17 protein-coding genes are annotated in these 17,894 nt (G+C 50.5%); 14 read left to right on the top strand and 3 right to left on the bottom strand.

The genetic code is table 11. The annotated features are described in order from the left end of the window. Nucleotides 1-4 precede the first annotated feature (4 nt). Genes C2I18_RS01195 through C2I18_RS01180 form a run of 4 tightly spaced genes read left to right on the top strand, consistent with a single transcriptional unit; the run spans nt 5 to nt 4,338 of the window. A complete protein-coding gene (locus C2I18_RS01195; protein WP_249902311.1) occupies nt 5-835 on the top strand; it encodes an amidohydrolase family protein in 831 nt (276 codons plus the stop codon). After that, complete coding sequence (locus tag C2I18_RS01190) at nt 832-2,334, top strand: tagaturonate reductase (RefSeq protein ID WP_249899476.1); 1,503 nt, start codon at nt 832-834, stop codon at nt 2,332-2,334. Before C2I18_RS01195 ends, C2I18_RS01190 begins: the two co-directional genes overlap by 4 nt. 19 nt (nt 2,335-2,353) lie before the next feature. Next, entirely contained in the window at nt 2,354-3,322 is a 969-nt protein-coding gene (locus C2I18_RS01185) for an aldo/keto reductase (RefSeq protein ID WP_249899475.1), read from the top strand. Further along, nucleotides 3,319-4,338 carry a zinc-binding alcohol dehydrogenase family protein gene (locus C2I18_RS01180; protein WP_249899474.1) on the top strand — a complete coding sequence of 340 codons (1,020 nt, stop codon included), beginning with the start codon at nt 3,319-3,321 and terminating at the stop codon, nt 4,336-4,338. Before C2I18_RS01185 ends, C2I18_RS01180 begins: the two co-directional genes overlap by 4 nt. Nucleotides 4,339-4,661: 323 nt before the next feature. On the opposite strand, the gene C2I18_RS01175 is transcribed toward C2I18_RS01180, so the two are convergent. Further along, nucleotides 4,662-5,612: a serine hydrolase domain-containing protein gene (locus C2I18_RS01175; protein WP_249899473.1), complete on the bottom strand. Its 951-nt coding sequence runs from the start codon at nt 5,610-5,612 to the stop codon at nt 4,662-4,664. 274 nt (nt 5,613-5,886) lie between these two features. Between C2I18_RS01175 and C2I18_RS01170 the strand changes: the two genes are divergently transcribed. The 10 genes from C2I18_RS01170 (at nt 5,887) to C2I18_RS01125 (ending at nt 13,279) form a co-directional block, all read left to right on the top strand. Next, entirely contained in the window at nt 5,887-6,249 is a 363-nt protein-coding gene (locus C2I18_RS01170) for a hypothetical protein (RefSeq protein ID WP_249899472.1), read from the top strand. Nucleotides 6,250-7,113: 864 nt separating this feature from the next. Further along, nucleotides 7,114-7,668 (top strand): polymer-forming cytoskeletal protein, encoded by a 555-nt coding sequence (locus C2I18_RS01165; protein WP_249899471.1) that lies wholly within the window; start codon nt 7,114-7,116, stop codon nt 7,666-7,668. 190 nt (nt 7,669-7,858) lie between these two features. Beyond that, nucleotides 7,859-8,398 (top strand): GNAT family N-acetyltransferase, encoded by a 540-nt coding sequence (locus C2I18_RS01160; RefSeq protein ID WP_249899470.1) that lies wholly within the window; start codon nt 7,859-7,861, stop codon nt 8,396-8,398. A 42-nt stretch (nt 8,399-8,440) separates the two neighbouring features. After that, a complete protein-coding gene (locus C2I18_RS01155; protein ID WP_249899469.1) occupies nt 8,441-9,280 on the top strand; it encodes a hypothetical protein in 840 nt (279 codons plus the stop codon). 50 nt (nt 9,281-9,330) lie between these two features. After that, nucleotides 9,331-9,645 carry an ArsR/SmtB family transcription factor gene (locus tag C2I18_RS01150; protein WP_249899467.1) on the top strand — a complete coding sequence of 105 codons (315 nt, stop codon included), beginning with the start codon at nt 9,331-9,333 and terminating at the stop codon, nt 9,643-9,645. 86 nt (nt 9,646-9,731) lie between these two features. Next, entirely contained in the window at nt 9,732-10,160 is a 429-nt protein-coding gene (locus C2I18_RS01145) for a DMT family transporter (protein ID WP_249902310.1), read from the top strand. Nucleotides 10,161-10,170: 10 nt separating this feature from the next. Further along, the gene (locus C2I18_RS01140) at nt 10,171-10,626 is read left to right on the top strand and encodes a DMT family transporter (protein ID WP_249899466.1); all 456 of its coding nucleotides are present in this window, start codon (nt 10,171-10,173) and stop codon (nt 10,624-10,626) included. A gap of 93 nt (nt 10,627-10,719) precedes the next feature. Further along, on the top strand, nt 10,720-11,598 hold the full coding sequence (locus tag C2I18_RS01135) for an AraC family transcriptional regulator (RefSeq protein WP_249899465.1): 879 nt from the start codon (nt 10,720-10,722) through the stop codon (nt 11,596-11,598). Nucleotides 11,599-11,760: 162 nt separating this feature from the next. Beyond that, nucleotides 11,761-12,240, top strand: a complete 480-nt coding sequence (locus C2I18_RS01130; RefSeq protein ID WP_249899463.1) for a hypothetical protein — start codon at nt 11,761-11,763, stop codon at nt 12,238-12,240. Nucleotides 12,241-12,406: 166 nt separating this feature from the next. Further along, the gene (locus C2I18_RS01125) at nt 12,407-13,279 is read left to right on the top strand and encodes a DMT family transporter (RefSeq protein WP_249899462.1); all 873 of its coding nucleotides are present in this window, start codon (nt 12,407-12,409) and stop codon (nt 13,277-13,279) included. Between the two features lie 957 nt (nt 13,280-14,236). Here C2I18_RS01125 and C2I18_RS01120 read toward each other — a convergent pair. After that, the gene (locus tag C2I18_RS01120) at nt 14,237-16,063 is read right to left on the bottom strand and encodes an ABC transporter ATP-binding protein (protein WP_249899461.1); all 1,827 of its coding nucleotides are present in this window, start codon (nt 16,061-16,063) and stop codon (nt 14,237-14,239) included. Then, the gene (locus C2I18_RS01115) at nt 16,060-17,886 is read right to left on the bottom strand and encodes an ABC transporter ATP-binding protein (protein WP_249899460.1); all 1,827 of its coding nucleotides are present in this window, start codon (nt 17,884-17,886) and stop codon (nt 16,060-16,062) included. The genes C2I18_RS01120 and C2I18_RS01115 overlap by 4 nt, the downstream gene beginning before the upstream one ends. Nucleotides 17,887-17,894 lie beyond the last annotated feature (8 nt).

Raw genomic sequence — 17,894 nt, 5'->3', positions numbered from 1 at the left:
CCGGATGCGTATTGACGCTCATCAGCATTACTGGAAAATGGACCGCAAAGACTATGGCTGGATCACACCGGAGCTGCCGGTATTATACCGTGATTATTTGCCGCCGGATCTTGAGCCGCTGCTGAACAGGCAGGGGCTGGATGGAAGCATCCTTGTGCAGGCCGCTCCGACAATCGAGGAGACCCGTTTCATTCTTTCCCTTGCCGAACAATCATCATCTGTTCTTGGCGTTGTGGGGTGGCTGGATCTGTCCGGCCCGGAACACCGGAAGTACTATGACGAGTTCCGGCGCAGTCCCAAGTTCAAGGGGTTCCGGATTATGATTCAGGATATGCCGGATGCCTCTGTCATTCTGGAGCCGGCGTTTGTTGAGGCACTCCGCGGATATGCGGCTGAAGATGTGCCTGTAGATTTGCTGCTCGTGGCCGGACAAATGGAGACCGTGCTGGAGCTGGTGCGGAGAGTTCCGAATCTTCGGGGTGTTATCGATCACTTGGGCAAGCCCCCCATTAAGGACAAAGGTCTTGAGCCATGGAAAACATATCTGAAGAAGTTCGCGCAATATCCCGGAATCTATTGCAAAATATCCGGAATGGTTACAGAAGCGGATCACACCGGGTGGAACAAAGAAGAGTTCATCCCCTATATCCGGGCGGCAATGGATGCATTCGGGCCTGAAAGAGTGATGTTCGGCAGCGACTGGCCGGTATGCCTGCTTGCAGCTGAATATAATGAAGTGACCGAAATCCTCCGGGATTCACTTCCCGGTACTTGGGGCGAACAGGAGCGCGGACAATTATTTGGCGGCAACGCAAAGGAGTTCTACAAACTATGAATCTGCTGAACAGCTCTTTTTTGAATGATGATGCCAAACGCCGCTATGAGGAATTACAGAAAGCGCCGGTCACGGTGCTGCAAATCGGGGAAGGCAATTTTCTGCGCGGTTTCTTTGACTGGATGATCAGTGAATGCCGCAAGCAGGGGCTTTTTGCAGGAAGTATTGCTGTGGTACAGCCCCGGCCCTCGGGAAGCGGACATATAAGACAGCTGGCAGCACAGGACGGTCTGTATACACTAATAATCCGCGGAATGGAAAAGGGGGTACCTGTCAGCACAAAAGAAATCATTTCGGTATTCTCCGGGATTTTTGATCCATATGCTGAGTGGGAGTGGTTAACTGCGCTTGCTGTCAGTCCGGAGCTGGCTGTAGTGGTGTCCAATACTACGGAGGCCGGTCTGGCTTACCAGCCGGAGGCGCTTGGAGACGGTCCAATTCTCTCTTATCCGGGGAAAATAGCATATCTGCTGTTTTTGCGCTACCAGGCTTTCGGAGGAACTGCTGACAGCGGTCTGGTCTTCCTTCCCTGTGAGCTGCTGGAGCGCAACGGCGATGTACTGCGGGAGAATGTGCTGAAGTACGCCGAAGACTGGGACTTGCCGCTGGAATTCAGGGATTGGGTGAAGGGGCATAACCGGTTTTTAAATAGCCTGGTAGACCGGATCGTGACAGGTTATCCGGATCAGGAAGAAGCAGAGGCCTGGTTTGAGGAATGGGGAGTCAGGGACAACATGCTCTGTACGGCAGAGCCTTATCATCTGTGGGCGATTGAAGGAGGGCCTGAGCTGGAAGAGCTCCTGCCTTTCCGCAAGGCCGGCCTGAATGTGCACTTTACAGATCATTTGAAGCCGTTCCAGGAACGCAAAGTAAGAATTCTCAATGGAGCACATACGTGGATGGCACCGCTCGGAATTATACACGGGATCAGCCATGTCCGGGAGCTGCTGGAACATCCGGCGCTTGGAACGCAGGTCCGTCAGGCCGTAGTGGATGAGATTCTGCCTGCGCTGCCTTATTCAGAGGATGAATTATCCGCTTATGCTGATGATGTGTTCGAAAGATTCATGAATCCGTATATCCGCCACCGGCTTGAAGATATTGCAATGAATTCCCTGAGCAAATTCCGTGTCCGGCTGCTGCCTACCCTGGCCTATTACTGCGGGCAGGGCAAGCCGGCGCCGGAGCTGATGGTTCTCGCTTTGGCGGGACTGCTGCGCTATTACCGCATTAAGCAGGCGGATAACGGTTCTTTTACCGGGAACAAGCTCTCGGGGGAGAGTTATACAGTAAAGGATAATCCGGAGTTATTGGGCATCGTTGCCGGGATATGGACAGCGGGAACCGCCGCCGGGGAATCCGCAGAACAGATCGTCAGCAAGCTGTTGGCGGAAGAGATGCTGTGGGGGGAATCACTCGCTGGCTGGAACGGGCTTGCGGGAGGGGTGACCGTCTGGCTAAACCGCTGGGAGCGGGAGACGCAGCACTACACTATTTAAGAACGGGGTGGTTTTGAAAATGAAATACCGCAAATTAGGCAGCACAGGACTTGATGTATCTGTACTAAGCTTCGGGGCCTCTTCCCTCGGCTCTGTGTTCCGTGAAACGGATGACCAGGAGAGCATCCGGACTGTACATGCAGCCGTCGACGCAGGCATTAACTACATCGACGTCTCCCCTTATTATGGTCTGACCAAAGCGGAGACCGTGCTGGGCCAAGCTGTGAAGCAGCTGCCGCGCGACAAGTTTCTGCTGTCATCCAAAGCCGGCCGCTACGGGGAGAATACCTTCGATTTCTCTGCCAAACGCATCATCAGCAGTGTGGAAGAAAGCCTGAACCGGCTGCATACGGACTATCTTGATATCTTATTTTTACATGATATTGAATTCGTACCGGCAGCCATTATCGTGGAAGATGCAGTTCCGGCAATGCATGCGCTACAGGAACAGGGCAAAATCCGCTTCAGCGGAATCAGCGGCCTGCCTCTGCAGCTGTTCGAAACCCTGCTGCCGCAAATTAAAGTCGATGCCATTCTCTCCTACTGCCATTATTCGCTTAATGATACTTCATTGCTGGATTTACTGCCTCTGCTGCAGCAACAAGGAACCGGCCTCGTGAACGCCTCGCCTTTATCCATGGGCCTGCTCAGCACCCGCGAAACGGCGGACTGGCATCCTGCGGGCAGCAGACTGAAGGCGGCGTGCAGACAGGCGGCCGAGCACTGTGCCTCCAGAGGGAGCGATATTGCCAAGCTGGCCGTACAGTATTCCACAGCGCATGAAGGGATTCCAACAACGCTGGTCAGCACAGCGAATCCTGATAACATTGCCAAAAATGCCGCCTGGACCAGTGAGCCCCTGGACGGGGAGCTGCTCCGGGAGGTGCTGGAGATTCTGGAGCCGGTTCATAACCAATCCTGGGTAAGCGGACGTCCGGAGTACAATGAGCGTCAGATACAGCGCGAAGGGAGCGGCCTGAACGGATGAGAGCCATTGTCTGCGAGGAAGCCGGGAAGCTGGCCTGGCGTGAGGATTTAGAGGAGCCTGTACTTGAGGCCGGAGCGGCGCTTGTACGAATCCGCCGGATCGGCATTTGCGGCACAGACCTGCATGCCTATCAAGGCAATCAGCCATTCTTCAGCTATCCGCGCGTGCTCGGTCACGAGCTGGCCGGTGTCATTGAAGCGGTTGGGGACAATGAGGCCGGACTCCGTCAGGGAGATCAGGTCAGCATTGTGCCGTATATGCACTGCGGACAGTGTTCAGCCTGCATCAGCGGGAAGACGAACTGCTGCAGGAACATGAAGGTGTTCGGCGTTCACATCGACGGGGGGATGCGGGAAACCGTATCTGTTCCCGTGGGTCATTTGATCAAAACTGACGGACTGACACTGGACCAGTCTGCAATGCTGGAGCCGCTGGCCATCGGTGCGCATGCCATCCGGCGCTCCGGGCTTACTGCAGGCGGTACAGTGCTGGTGATTGGAGCCGGTCCGATCGGACTCGGTGTGATGGCGCTGGCCAGATATGCCGGTGCAAAGGTAATCGCGATGGATGTCAATGAGGAACGGCTGACCTTCTGCCGCACCTGGGCCCGGGTGGAGCATACCTTACATGCACTGCAGCAGCCTAAAGAGCAGCTGGCTGTTATTACCGGGGGCGAATCCGCAGGTATCGTCATCGATGCCACCGGCAATGCGGCCTCGATGACAGGCGCGTTCGATCTGGTCGGTCATGGAGGTACGCTGGTCTACGTCGGACTGGTGAAAAGTGACATCACGTTTCATGATCCGCAATTTCACAGCCGCGAGATGACACTGATGGGCAGCCGCAACGCTACCCGTGAAGATTTTGACTTTGTGCTGCAGGCGATCTCTGCAGGCTATATCGATATCGAACGCTATATTACGCACCGTGCAGCCTTCGGGGATATGATCAGTCAGTTCGACAGCTGGCTGAAGCCGGAGTCCAAGGTGATCAAGGCAGTGGTTGAGATTGACTGACAATCAAGCATGGCCGGGATACGTAAACTGGCGCATAACTAAACAGCCTCGTCCCTTAACTGCAAGGACGGGGCTGTTTGTCTGTCAAGGTAGTCATAACTGGGAGGTACCTGACGATTAAGTGTATTTACTGCAATTAAAAAGCCGGAAAAAACAGGAATTGGAGGTTTAAGTGTACTCTGTGCAGCTAAAATTGGCATAAAGCCTGATTTAAAGCAGAATAGCGTTTTTTAGATGTAGAGAATGCAGCTATATCTTTTTCGGCTCCTCAATAGACCGTTTTAGCTGTATGAAATACATTTAAAGCCCGGCTGCAGGTGAGGCTACCGCACTTGTCCTGCCAGCACAGGTGCAATATGCTCCCGGAAGACATCCGTAGAAGGTTTGCTTTTGCCAAACTTGTCCTGGGTGAGGACCACAACCGTCTCCAGTGCAGGCAGCACATATACAAATTGCCCGCCATAGCCCCGTGCATTAAAATACTCCAGAACCGGAGCAGGCGATTTATCTCCAGACTCCTGGAAAGTGTCAGTCCACCAGTGCCAGGCATATCCGCCGCGGCGGGGCGCTTCCACCTGAATGGCGGTTTCCGTTGAAGCTTTGACTAATTCCCGGGAGATCAGCTGATGTCCGTTCCATTCCCCCTGCTGCAAATATAGCTGTCCCAGCTTCATCAGGTCAGCCGGACGCAGCTTGAGCCCGAACCCGCCTGTATGAATTCCCCTGGGATCAGCTTCCCACTCATATTCCTGAATGCCAAGCGGTCCGAACAAATATTGCTCAGCGAACCTTGCAGTACGTATCCCGGAGGCCTGGACCAGAATAGCAGACAGAAGCTGGGAGGCGCCGGAGTTGTATTCCATACGTGTTCCGGGAGGCTCGGACAAAGGCTGTTCCAGCACAAACTGTATCCAGTTCTCCGTCCGGGTCATCCGGGGAAAAGACTTCTGCCCGCCGAACTCTGTCCAGTTAAAGCCTGCTGTCAGCGTCAGCAGATGGTGCAGCGTAATTTCAGACTTACGGGGATCCGGATCATTACGCAGCTGCGGAAAAAATTCAGTGATACAGGTGTCCGGTCCGGGAAGCACACCCTGATCCATGGCGATACAGATGAGGGAGGACAGGACGCTTTTGGTGCACGAATTGATTTTGGCCAGTTCATCCGGCGTATGTTCATTTCTGTAGTGTTCATAGACCAGCCGGCCCTGCCGGCTGATCAGACAGCTTCGCAGATGAAGCGGTGCGAGACTTGCTGTTAAAGATGTAAGATTCATAAGCATTAACCTCTCAGAAGCAGAATATAATGATTGTCAGCGATTAGATTTCATTCTTACCCTCCAGCATACAGCAATAGACTGATCTTGGACAAATGGCAGAAATTTTAAGGATAAACCTGACCCTTCATGTAAAATGTCATAGGTTCTCCACAGTAAAACAAAAATTTTATCTCTATAATGAAAGCGTAAACATTTATATTCGGCCTGACTCGCCGGAGACTATGGACATACAGGCAGCAGCCCGAACACCCAAATCAAGGGAGTGGAGCTTGTGCTATTTTTAAAAAGACTTTCGTTTAACAACTCGGTATTGATGGTTTTGGCACTGCAGTATGCGTTGATGCACCTGATGTCACAGGACATGGCAGATACGATTACCATACTGGAGCTCACTGTATTTATTACTTATTCACTGGTGGAAATTGCTGTCTTTATCTACCGTGGCAGGCGTACAGCAAGAGGGAGTATATCGGGGACGGTTCCTTTGTCCTTTGCTGTGCTGTGGATAGTAGCGATGTGCTCACATCTTCAGAGAGAGACCTATCCGCCCCTGCTGCCGGTCATAACGGCGTGCGGTATATTTACCGCATGTTTTATCCTGCTGTTCGAATACATAGTGCTGATCAAGGATTAACAATGCGATAACAATGACACCATAATGTGAGATTTGAAAGCGCTTAATGAGGAATATTGTAAAAAAGTCCAAAATCCTGAGCAATTTAAAGGCTCGTTCGGATGATTTCATGAACCCGTAAAATATCAGGAATATGGGCGGAATATACAATATTATGGAATTTTAATATTTAATAATCCTTTGCTATAATGTAGACATCACCAAAGGAACCCAATACAAGCAACTGGTTGCCGAAGGTGATCGACTCATTCCTAAATTTAGAAATGAATGAAGGAAAGGAGAGGCCCCCGATGTACTATGTTAGCGAAGCATGCCGGAATCGGCTGTAGCGGGAGAAGATGTAAGTGACAACATCTTTTCACAGACCGTGGGTATGCGGGAACCCAAACTGAAGCAGACCTGAAACAAAGGAAAAACAACATTCGAGCAAGTCCTAACTTGCACAGAAAGAACGTGATTCCAATGAAAAAGGTTAGCGAAGCGTACTAGCAAACGATTATCACAGCAGGAAAAGCGTCCGTGAAAACGTTTTTCGTGATATCGAGTACGCGGGAACTCATCCCATATGCGGGACATGGATTAATACTCCGTACAGGAGCGCACGGGTAAGGCTGAAAAATGAATAACAAACACCATGTCAAGGATATGGATTGATTGTTGCTGGAGGAAATGATTAAGTTGAACACAGGATTGAATACGTAAAACCCCGTTTACCTAGGTAGTAGGTAAATGGGGTTTTACGCGTTTTCAATAGAATTACAGAAACTTTGTGAAAAAAGACACAATATTGTGAAATTTATCACGTGATTATGATCAAATTTTAATATATAATGTGATTATAAATAAGAAATAGGGGGATTTAAAATGAAACTATTTAAAGCATTGGTAGTAGCAGGTGTATCGGCAGCATTGCTCGCAGGTTGCGGTAACAACAATGAGGAAGCGGCTAACCAGGCGGCTGCAACAACTGCTCCGGCTGCTGAACAGACAGATGCCACTTCGGCCGCTTCAATCGTTAATGAGGCTGCCGCGTTTACAAAAGCAGTGAGTGCTGAAGGAACATGGATCGTTGCCATTCTTAATGATCTGACCGTAGACCAGGATGTTGTCGTTGCAGGTGAATTCCATGATAAAGGCGCTGCAGAGAATGATGTCTACCGCAAGCTTGCCCTGTACGCACAGGATGCGGATCACAATGTTACAGCTTCTTATACACTGACAGCACCTAAAGTAACTGTACAAAGCGAAAACTTCAGAGTTCAAGGCGGTACTATTAAAGGTGATGTATATGTCGAGGCTAACGGCTTCAACCTGACTGAGAATGCAACCATTGACGGAAATCTGTACTTTGCAAATGCGGATGTGCAAGCATCGGCTGTTATTGAAGGTAAAGTAACCGGAGCAACTGAAGTTCAATAATATATACAAGATGCTATCATACAATCTGCTGTTTATAACAGTGATTACAGCCTGCAGGCGGTTCCCGCAAGGGAATAACCTGCAGGTTTTTTGCTGGAGGAATACAGCCGGGGATATGATACAATGTGGAGAATCTGAATAAACTAAGGGAAAGTAAGGGGCAGAGTGTCACCAAAGTTAATTATGTTGAGTGATCAGGAGGAAACAAATAATGAGTTACTCCATACAGATCAGGAAAATGACAGAAGCAGACATTGCGTTCATCCACAAAGGGTTATACGGACATGATGTTAGCAAACCGCTGGAATATATTCATGATTGCTATGAACAGAACCTAAAAGAAGAAAGAGTTACCCTTCTGGCATTATACGAGGGTGAATTCGCAGGCTGGGGACATGTTGTGTTAAGGCCGGAGTATCCCTATTTTGCTGAATCCGGCATACCGGAAATTCAGAACTTTGACATCATCCCCCCGCTTAGAAGACGGGGAATTGGAGGCTTGTTATTCGCGGCGCTGGAAGAAAAGGCGTTTGCAGTATCTGAAACTATCGGTATCGGCTTTGGGCTCTATGCAGATTACGGGACAGCTCAGCGATTGTACATCAAAAGGGGCTTTGTCCCTGACGGAAAAGGCGTCATGTATAATTACCGGGCGGTTGAACCTGGGAGAGAGATTCCTGTGGACGATGATTTGAACCTTTTTCTGGTAAAAAGCAAACCCAAGCTGTAACATCCCATCCAAACGTGCGTCTATAGGATGAGGTGAATGTCCATGAAATTCATGAGATGGCTGGCAAAGGCCGCGTGCCTGCTAATGCTGGCGCTGCTTACTGCCGGATGCGCAAATGAGAAGCAGAATCAAACCCGGCAGGAAGTGCCGCTACAGCCAGCAGTAACAGCAATGGAAGATGTACCCGCAACCACCGCAGCGGAGCCTGTTTCGGGGATTACCCGGGAAGATGTGCCGGCAGCCACCCCCGAACCCTGTAATGCAATTATAGAGTGGGTGGATTTTCTGATGATTAATGATATCAAATACTATCAGAATTTCGAAGGGACGCTCCCGGTGTCTGCTGATCTGCTGGGGGAACAGGTCGGGGAGATCTCTTATATGCTCGAAAATAATGCCTGTACGGACCATGTAACGAGAAATGGTGACGCGGCTTTTCTTCCGGTTGGGACGCCAGTGTATGCTGTTAAGGGGTACAGGCAGGAATTCCGTGTTGCTGCCGGCAGCAAGATCTATGAAGTAAATGAGAATGCCAAGGCTGCCACGATGGGGGATCTGCTGGACATCGAAGGGAAAGTGCTCAAAGTAAGTCTGGACAGCGGCCAGGACGGAAGCCATATCGGCGATTTCAGCGCAGAAGCTTCAGCGCAGTTCATCGGGGAGCTTTTGCCCCTGCAGAATGTCGGCTTTGAAGGTGTATATAAAAAAATCCAGTCTGAATCCGGAGTATTCCTGCGGGTGCATCTCCAGGATGGCACGTCCTTACGAATGGTATACTATCCTAACGGTAATGCATTCACGGCAGGAGCCTTTGGAACAGAAACTCTGAAAGAGCTGATCATGTCCGAACGAAGCCGGATCAAAGCGGCGGCGGGAATGTAACTGGAACCCGGAGGTTGACATATCGAAAATATTCGATATACAATACGTTCATGAAACCAATCGATGTATTTAAGGCGCTGTCGAATGAAACCAGGCTTAATATTTTGCGGTGGTTAAGGGAACCGGAAAAGCATTTTCCCAAACAGGGGGCACATCTGCCCAAGGAGGTCAGCTATAAAGGCGGGGTATGTGTCGGGGATATCCAAGAGAAAGCAGCGGTCTCCCAGTCTACGGTATCACACTACCTGAACATGATGCAGAAGGCCGGATTGCTCGAATCGGAGCGCCATGGACAATGGACCTACTACAGGCGGAACGAAGAAGTGATCCGTCAGCTGGCGGAGTATCTAAAAACAGAAATATGAGTCAGAATGTTTCTGTTTTTTTTGAATACAATATCGAAGTTTCTAGATATATAAATACAAGGATATAAGGGGAGACATACTTTATGCTGCGTTACATCTCATATGTACTGGCACTGCTGGCAGGGGCGGCCCTTAGCTTCGAAGGAGCTATCTACGGAGAGCTGGGGAAATCGATAGGTGAACTGGAGACCAGCTTTTATAATTTCCTGGCAGGGTCTATTATCATGGGTTTATTATGGATCTTTTTCGGAAAAGGAAAGCTGTCACACGTAATGGAGGCACCTAAGTGGACACTGCTGGGCGGTATTCTCGGGGTTGTCTATTTAACATCCATTGTGATCAGTGTCCCGTTTGTCGGGGTGGGAATCACCATGGCGGCTGTAATTATCGGACAGATGGTGATGAGCATGATTATTGAACATTACGGTTGGCTGGGCAGCAGAAAAATCAAGATTAACAAATATAAAATTCTTGCCCTGCTGTCAATGGTAGCTGCACTTGTATTAATTAACTAGGAGGCTTAACATGGCTATACTTATGATTCTGTTCACCCTGTTTGGCGGTATAACGCTGAGCGCACAGTCCTCTATTAACGGGACACTCAGTCAAAAAACGGGTACAATCGAAACAACACTGTTAACATTTGTGACCGGAACGATGTTTCTGGCTATTGTAATTCTTTTCTTTGGTCAAGGAAATCTGCTGGCTATATTCGAAGCGCCAAAATGGCAGTTAAGTGCTGCTTTCTTAGGTACGATGTATTTGCTGCTTACGGTTATGGCTGTGCCGCGAATCGGGGTTATTGCCGCCAATATTAGCGGGATTATCGGCCAGCTGATCATCGGGATGGTGATTGACCACTTTGGCTGGTTCAACAGCCTTGTCATTGAGATCGATCTCAAACGCACAGTGGCGGTATTGTTTATGATTCTTGCGCTCTATTTTATCTATAAAGGGAACACGCAGCCTGCTGCGGCTTAAACGGGAACCCGTATCCGTCAATCCGGTGCATGAAAAGTCGGACCCGCATCCGGCGGTGGGGTTATTCTGAGGGTGGGGAAAGGAGCTGACGGCATGAACCTGCTGGAACATATGAACGGTGCATTAACCTACATCGAGAATCATCTGACTGAGGATATCGATTATCAGGAAGCGGCCAAAAGGGCGCTGTGCTCGGAGTATCATTTTAAGCGGATGTTCTCCTTTCTTGCCGGGATTCCGCTGTCCGAGTATATCCGCCGCAGAAGGCTGACACTCGCCGCATTTGAGCTCCAGAGCAGTCCGCTGAGGATCATCGATATTGCTGTTAAATACGGATACGGCTCAGCCGATGCGTTCACCAGGGCTTTTCAGCTCTTCCATGGGATTGCACCTTCAGAAGCCCGGAACAAGGGCCAGTCATTGAAAGCCTTCCCCCGCATGACTTTTCAGCTGACGATAAGGGGAGGAAATGAAATGAATTACCGGATTGAGGAAAAAGAAGCTTTTCGCATCATTGGCCTTCACAAAAGGGTAGCGATCCAGTTCAGCGGTGTGAACCCGGAGATTGCGGAAATGTGGCAGAGTCTGAACATGGAAACCATTACTGAGCTTAAGCAGCTGTCCAATACCGAGCCCAAAGGAATGCTTAGCGCATCCGTGAATTTTTCCGAAGAACGGATGGAGGAGAAGGGCGGACTGGACCATTATATCGGTGTCGCCACCACGCTGGAATGCCCGGAGCATCTGTCTGCGCTGGAGGTTCCTGCGGGAACCTGGGCTGTATTTGAAGCCGTTGGCCCTTTTCCGGAGACGCTGCAGAATGTATGGGGACGTATATACTCCGAGTGGTTCCCCTCCTCCAATTATGAGCTGGCCGAAGGCCCGGAGATCCTGTGGAACGAGAGCAAGGATACCAGCTTGCCGGACTACCGGAGCGAAATTTGGATGCCGGTTATGAAAAAAGCGGAGTAATGGAGACGCGGGAGCGGATGATCAAACTTGCAGTGAAGAGGTGCCTTAGGGCATCTCTTTTTTTGTGCCTAGGAGAAGGGGACTTGTTAAAAAAGAGGAAAACATACAGGAAAGCGTGAATAGTTAATACAAAATAGATAAAATGTGGGAACGAGGGGTTGCATGAATGAGAGTTGTGTAATTGCCGGATATAAGGGGAGGCCGCCTGCGGAACTGGTATCACAGATCTATCTTATGCTGCTGTCCAGCGGCTGGATCTTGTATTTCCGGTGGTTTATTCTGAACAGTGAGCGGACCAGAGACATTTATGTGAGCAGTATTCCTATTGCAATAAGTATAGTCATTATAGGCGTCATGTTATATAGAGTGTGCACGTTTAGGAGACGTTTTGAGATACATATATTGCCGGAAGTTATTACATTCAAGAATCAGAGGATTGAGGCCGCCGAGATCAAAGGGATCTATATCAAGAGTTATTTCAGGCCTGTTATCGGGATTAAACCGCGCGGATCTCTATTAGTGCCTTACAAATACTGCTTCAGCTTTGCGGAACAAGAGGATCAGGGGATCAAAGAGCTGACGCAGTGGGCTAATGATAGAGAGATCCAGGTGGTTCATAAACGGTTTGCAAGATGGCTTTAGGACAAAATTGTTGTATGATAAAGAACTTGTCACGTAAGGGAGATGAACAGAATGATGTATTCACCACGGCATGAAAATGATGTGCCTGTAGTTACTCTACCTTAACAGGAGAATAACTACTTCTCCGTTAAGGACAGCATCTGTCTAAAAAAACGGAGGGAAACTCATGAAAAGCAAATTCATCGGTTCTTTGTATCTATCGCTCGCAGCCAGTATCTGGGGCGGGATGTATGTCGTTGTAAAAGTCGTAGTGGACACTGTTCCGCCGCTTGAATTAGTGTGGATACGCTATATCATTGCGCTTGCCGCGCTGCTTATTATCGGCCTGGTCACCAGGCAGTCTTGGCGGATTGCCAAACGTGATCTGCTGCTTATTTTATTAATCGGACTTATTGGCAATACCATCTCTATTGTCACCCAGGAAGTCGGCACCATGCTCTCTTCAGCCGCGATGGGGGCGGTCATTACTTCAACGACACCGGCTTTTATGGTGCTGTTCGCCCGCCTGATTCTGAAAGAGAAGATCACGAAGAAAAAAGCCTTCTCGATTCTGCTGGCCACTGCAGGTGTCTATATCATCGTAGGCAAGGCCCATTTCGGTGAAGATTTTCAGCTTGGCGGCATCTCGCTGCTGGTGGCCGCCTTGACCTGGTCACTGATGTCTATCCTCGTCAAGCGAGTTCCTGGTCATTACTCGCAGATCGTTGTCACAACTTATGCGGTTCTTGTCGCTGTTATCCTGTTAACGCCGTTTGCCTGGAATCGGCTGCCGGCGCTGGACTTTGAAGCGATGATGCATCCTTCCATCTGGGGCGGTCTACTATACCTCGGAGTGATCTCGACAGCCTGCGGATTTCTGCTCTGGAACCGCGGTCTGCAGATGCTTAATGCTACGAGCGGGGGATTGTTTTTCTTCTTCCAGCCGGTCGTAGGAACTTTCTTGGGTTGGGTGCTGCTTGGTGAAAGCATTGGCTTGCCGTTCTGGGGAGGTACAATATTGATTTTTGCAGGCGTATTGTTAGTGATCCGCGAAGAATAATGGGCAGAACAAGCTGGCTGGCATTTCGGTGCCGGTCAGCTTTTTGATTGGGTATTAGCGAGATATAGTGCGTAAACGCGCGAACTAAACACACCCGTTTTGCCTGTGGAGGAAATGGGGGAGGGTCCCTAAACCCCGTTAGTTAGCAATGCGCTTGTTTCCCATCGAAGTGGCCCGATGTACTCGGTTTTTCGTGTACAATGGGCTCGGTTCCCATCGAAGTGGCCCAATGTACTCAGTTTTTCGCGTACAATGGGCTCGATTCCCATCGAAGTGGCCCAATGTACTCGGTTTTTCGCGTACAATGGGCTCGGTTCCCGTCGCAGCGGCCCAATGTACTCGGTTTTTCGTGTACAATGGGCTCGGTTCCCGTCGAAGTGGCCCTATGTACTCGGTTTTTCGTGTACAATGGGCTCGGTTCTCATCGCAGCGGCCCAATGTACTCGGTTTTTCGTGTACACTGGGCTCGGTTCTCATCGCAGTGGCCCAATGTACTCGCTTTTTCGCGTACAATAGGCTCGGTTCTCATTGAAGTGGCCCAATGTACTCGGTTTTTCGCGTACAATGGGCTCGGCTCCCGTCGCAGTAACCCAATGTACACGTTTTTTCGCGTACAATAGGTTCGTTTCCCATCGCAGTAGCCCAATGTACTCGTTTTTTCGTGTACAATAGGTTCGTTTCCCATCGCAGTAGCCCAATGTACTCGTTTTTTCGTGTACAATAGGCTCGGTTCCCGTCGCAGTGGCTTAATGTACTCGGTTTTTCGTGTACAAGGGCTTGTTTCCCTTCTCGGTGGCCCAATGTACTCGGTTTTTCGAGTACATTGAACTCGGTTCCCATCGCAGTGGCCCCTTGTACTCGGTTTTTCGCATACAAGGGGTTCACTTCTCTTCTCAGTGGGCCAATATACTTGGTTTTTCGCATACAATGGGCTACTTATCAGCTGTTAATGGTAGGTCAAGCAGGCTGTGTAGCCGAGCACTCTTTCCGTTCACCGCTTTCCGCATCAGATGCCTTGAATTGTATATGATACAGTTCAGAGTAAAGCCCTTTCTGCGCCAATAATTCCTCATGAGTGCCTTCCTCCACAATCCTTCCCTGATCCAGCACAATAATTCTGGAAGCTTCACGCACCGTGGACAACCGGTGGGCGATGACCAGCGTGGTCCGGTTCTGCATCAGCAAATCAAGCGACTGCTGGATCATCCGCTCCGATTCATTATCGAGTGCAGACGTGGCTTCATCCAGCAGCAGGAGTGGTGCATTCCTTAGAAAAGCCCGGGCAATCGCGATCCGCTGCCGCTGCCCGCCGGATAAGGTTGAACCATGTTCACCTATGACCGTGTCATAACCGTCCGGCATTCGCGCAATAAATTCATCGGCGCCGGCCAGACGGGCAGCTTCCTGAATTTCTTCGTCGCTTGCTTCACTTGCGCTGAAGGCAATATTGTCTCTGACTGTTCCTGAGAACAGATAGGGATTCTGGGGGACATAGGTGATCAGCCTCCGGGCTTTTTCGAGATTGTTCTGAACATGGTTACCGTAAATGGCAATACTGCCGTCATCAGGCGGATATAATCCGCAGCATAAGCGGGCAAGTGTTGTTTTGCCGGAGCCGCTTGGACCGACCACAGCGACAGTTTCGCCATGACGGACCCGGAGGTTCACGCCGGTGAACAGCGGGCTGCCGTTATTTTGTGCAGAAGAATAGCTGTAATGAAGGTCCTGTACCGTTAGTGCGGCAGATTCGTCTGAGCTGTCAGAAGCATGGAGCGGTATGACCGGGGTCGGATACGAGCCCTCGGCAGGACCATCCAATACCTCAAATACACGGTCTGCTGCCCCCAGCGCCTCCTGGACCCCGCCCCAAGTCTGGGACATATGCACAAAGGGCCACTGGACACGCCCCATCAGAATGATAAAAGCAAGCACTTCTCCGGCGGTTGTGCCGCCTTTTAGCGCAGACAAGGCAATCAGAGCGGCACAAGATACCATTACCAGATTGTTCACAAGCGCAGAGGTGTGCCACAGCAGCGTATTCAAGAGTGTTCTACGGTGCTGCATGACATTAAGCTTCCCGCGTTCCACCGTGTATTTCCGGAGAAGTGTCTCTTCCAGAGAGAAGGCCCGCACAATCTTCAGGCCCTGAAGCGTCTCCTGGAGAAGGCCCCGGAGCTCCGACTCTTTGGCATAGATTTCAGAAGATAATTTACGCAATCTGCGGTCAAAGAACCGGCCGGAGAGAAACACGAGAGGACCTGAGCCAAGGGCGAGCAGTGCGATCCAGACATCCATTTTGGCCAGATAGAGAAATGAAACGAAACACAGAATCAGATTGTAATTCAAATCATATACAATGCTGTTAATCATGCCGGAGGCTGCGCCCGCATCCTTGTTGTTGCGTGAGGTCAAATCTCCGGAATGCATGGACTGCAGCTGGCGGAAGGGCATGCGGTGAGTCTTGTCAAACATTGCCGCGCGCAGATCCCAGGATATCCTGCTCTGCACCACAAAGCGGAAATAATGCTGCAGCATGAGACAGAGGATAATCAGCGTACAGGCAGTAGCACAAATAACCGTCAAACGTGTAAGTGATGCCATATTGGCGCTGTTAATGGTATCGATGAACATCTGCTGAACCGCTGCAAAACCGACATCCAACACCAGCCTGGCAGAGAGTAGAAGGATGGCCGCAATGAACATGAACCGGTAACCCCGGGAATAAGTCATTAGCCGGCGCAGGGCAGCCAGCAGTGTCAGACGGCTTTGACTTTTGGCGTTCATAGACTTACCTCCCCGGCTGCTGCTGGTATAACTTCACTTTTGGCAGAGGCTTCAACCATTGTGTAATATTTGCCCTCCATGGCCATGAGTTTCTCATGTGTGCCTTCTTCCATAACCGTTCCCGCTTCCATAAAATATATCTGATCCGCCTCCCGGATCGTCGATAATCTGTGGGCAATGACCATCGTTGTGCGGTCGCGCATCAGCTCCTGCAGCGCATGCTGCACAATCTGCTCGTTGTGGCTGTCGAGTGCGGCCGTTGGTTCGTCCAGCAGCAGGAGCCTTGGTTCCCGGATAAAAGCTCTGGCGATGGACAACCGCTGCCGCTCTCCTCCGGACAAGGTAAGGCCCCGTTCACCGATAGCGGTCTCATACTGCAGCGGTGTGCTCATGATGAATTCGTGGATACCGGCTTTTTGTGCTGCCTTGATCACTTCTTCATGGGTGGCCCCGGATCTGCCCCAGGCGATATTCTCATATAGCGTTCCCGAGAAGAGATAGGGCTCCTGGGATACATAAGCCAAGCTGCCCCGCCACAGCCGGGGAGGGATGCTGCTTAACGGAACGCCGCCGCATTCAATGCTGCCTTCCGCCGGTTCATATTCTCCAAGCAGGAGATGCAGGAGCGTGCTTTTGCCGCTGCCGCTGGGGCCGGCGAGTGCCGTGACTTTGCCGGGGGCGATAGTGAGGCAGATATTTTGTAAGACAGGATCCCTATTGTAGTTAAAACTTACGTTGTTAAAAGTAATAGTCAACACTGATAGCCCGCTCTGCTCAACATGTCTCAGGTCCTGGGTGTCCCCAGCCTGTCTTTCATCTTCCGTCTTCAGGTCGAGCATTTCGAACAGCCGGTTCCCCTGGGCCAGGGAGGACTGGAGTTCTGTCCAAAGATTAGCCAGCTTCGAGACCGGATTCGTTAACTGTTCAAAACAGATCAGAAAGGCTGCTACAGCTCCCACATCCAGCCGGCCATCAATAACGAGATACCCGCCGTAGGAGAGCAGATACAGCAATCCTCCGAGCACGACAGCGAACGGCAGATTATAGCCCACGGCTTCAAGCCGGGAGACCGGAAGATGGATTTTGAAGAATTGGTTCACCCGTTCAGTGAATTTCCGGTTCAGCTGAGGGGCCAGCGAGAAAGCGCGGACGACCTCGGCTCCCTGCACCGTATCCTGAATAAACATCTGCTGGGCGGTTTCAACCTCCTGTCTTTGCTGATGGAGCGCGCGCATGCGGGCAGTGAAGGGAATCATGACGAGAGGGACGAGGGCGCAGATTAGAATCGTACCGATGGTTAAGACATATTGAAGCGACAGGAGATAGGTGAGCAGGAACAATATTTGCATCACATTGCTGAAGAGCTCGATTGTTTTGTTGTTGATGCCCTGCTGGGCGGCAGGCGCGGAGTCATTGATCCGGCTGATCAGATCGGCGGAGTGATAGCGGTCCAGCTCTTTAATCTGCGAATGCAGCAGCTTATCCAGCAGTGCAATCTGCAATCTCGAAGTCGATTTGTACTCCAGAACACCCGTTAAATAGTTCTTCACAAAGCTGGCCGCTACATCGGCCACTGCGATCGTTATGGCAAGTACAGCTGCCGCTGCAAGGCCGGTCATATCCTGATTGGTTGCCGCATTAATGATCCGCCGCAGACATTCCGCCATACCTACCGTAGTCAGTGAAATGACTGCAGCGAGCAGACAGAGCATCACATACCAGTCGATATAAGGCTTGCCAAGCTTCAGTAAACGCATGAACGTGCCGGAAGACGGAATAACGCTGGCTGTTGCCGCGTCTTCCTGCTGTGCTGATCTTTTCACATGAGATC

This window comes from Paenibacillus sp. PK3_47, from assembly GCF_023520895.1.
Classification (GTDB): Bacteria; Bacillota; Bacilli; order Paenibacillales; family Paenibacillaceae; genus Paenibacillus_AQ.
The sequence above is the reverse complement of the archived record's forward strand: the minus strand, read 5'-3'. Positions and strand labels throughout refer to the sequence as shown.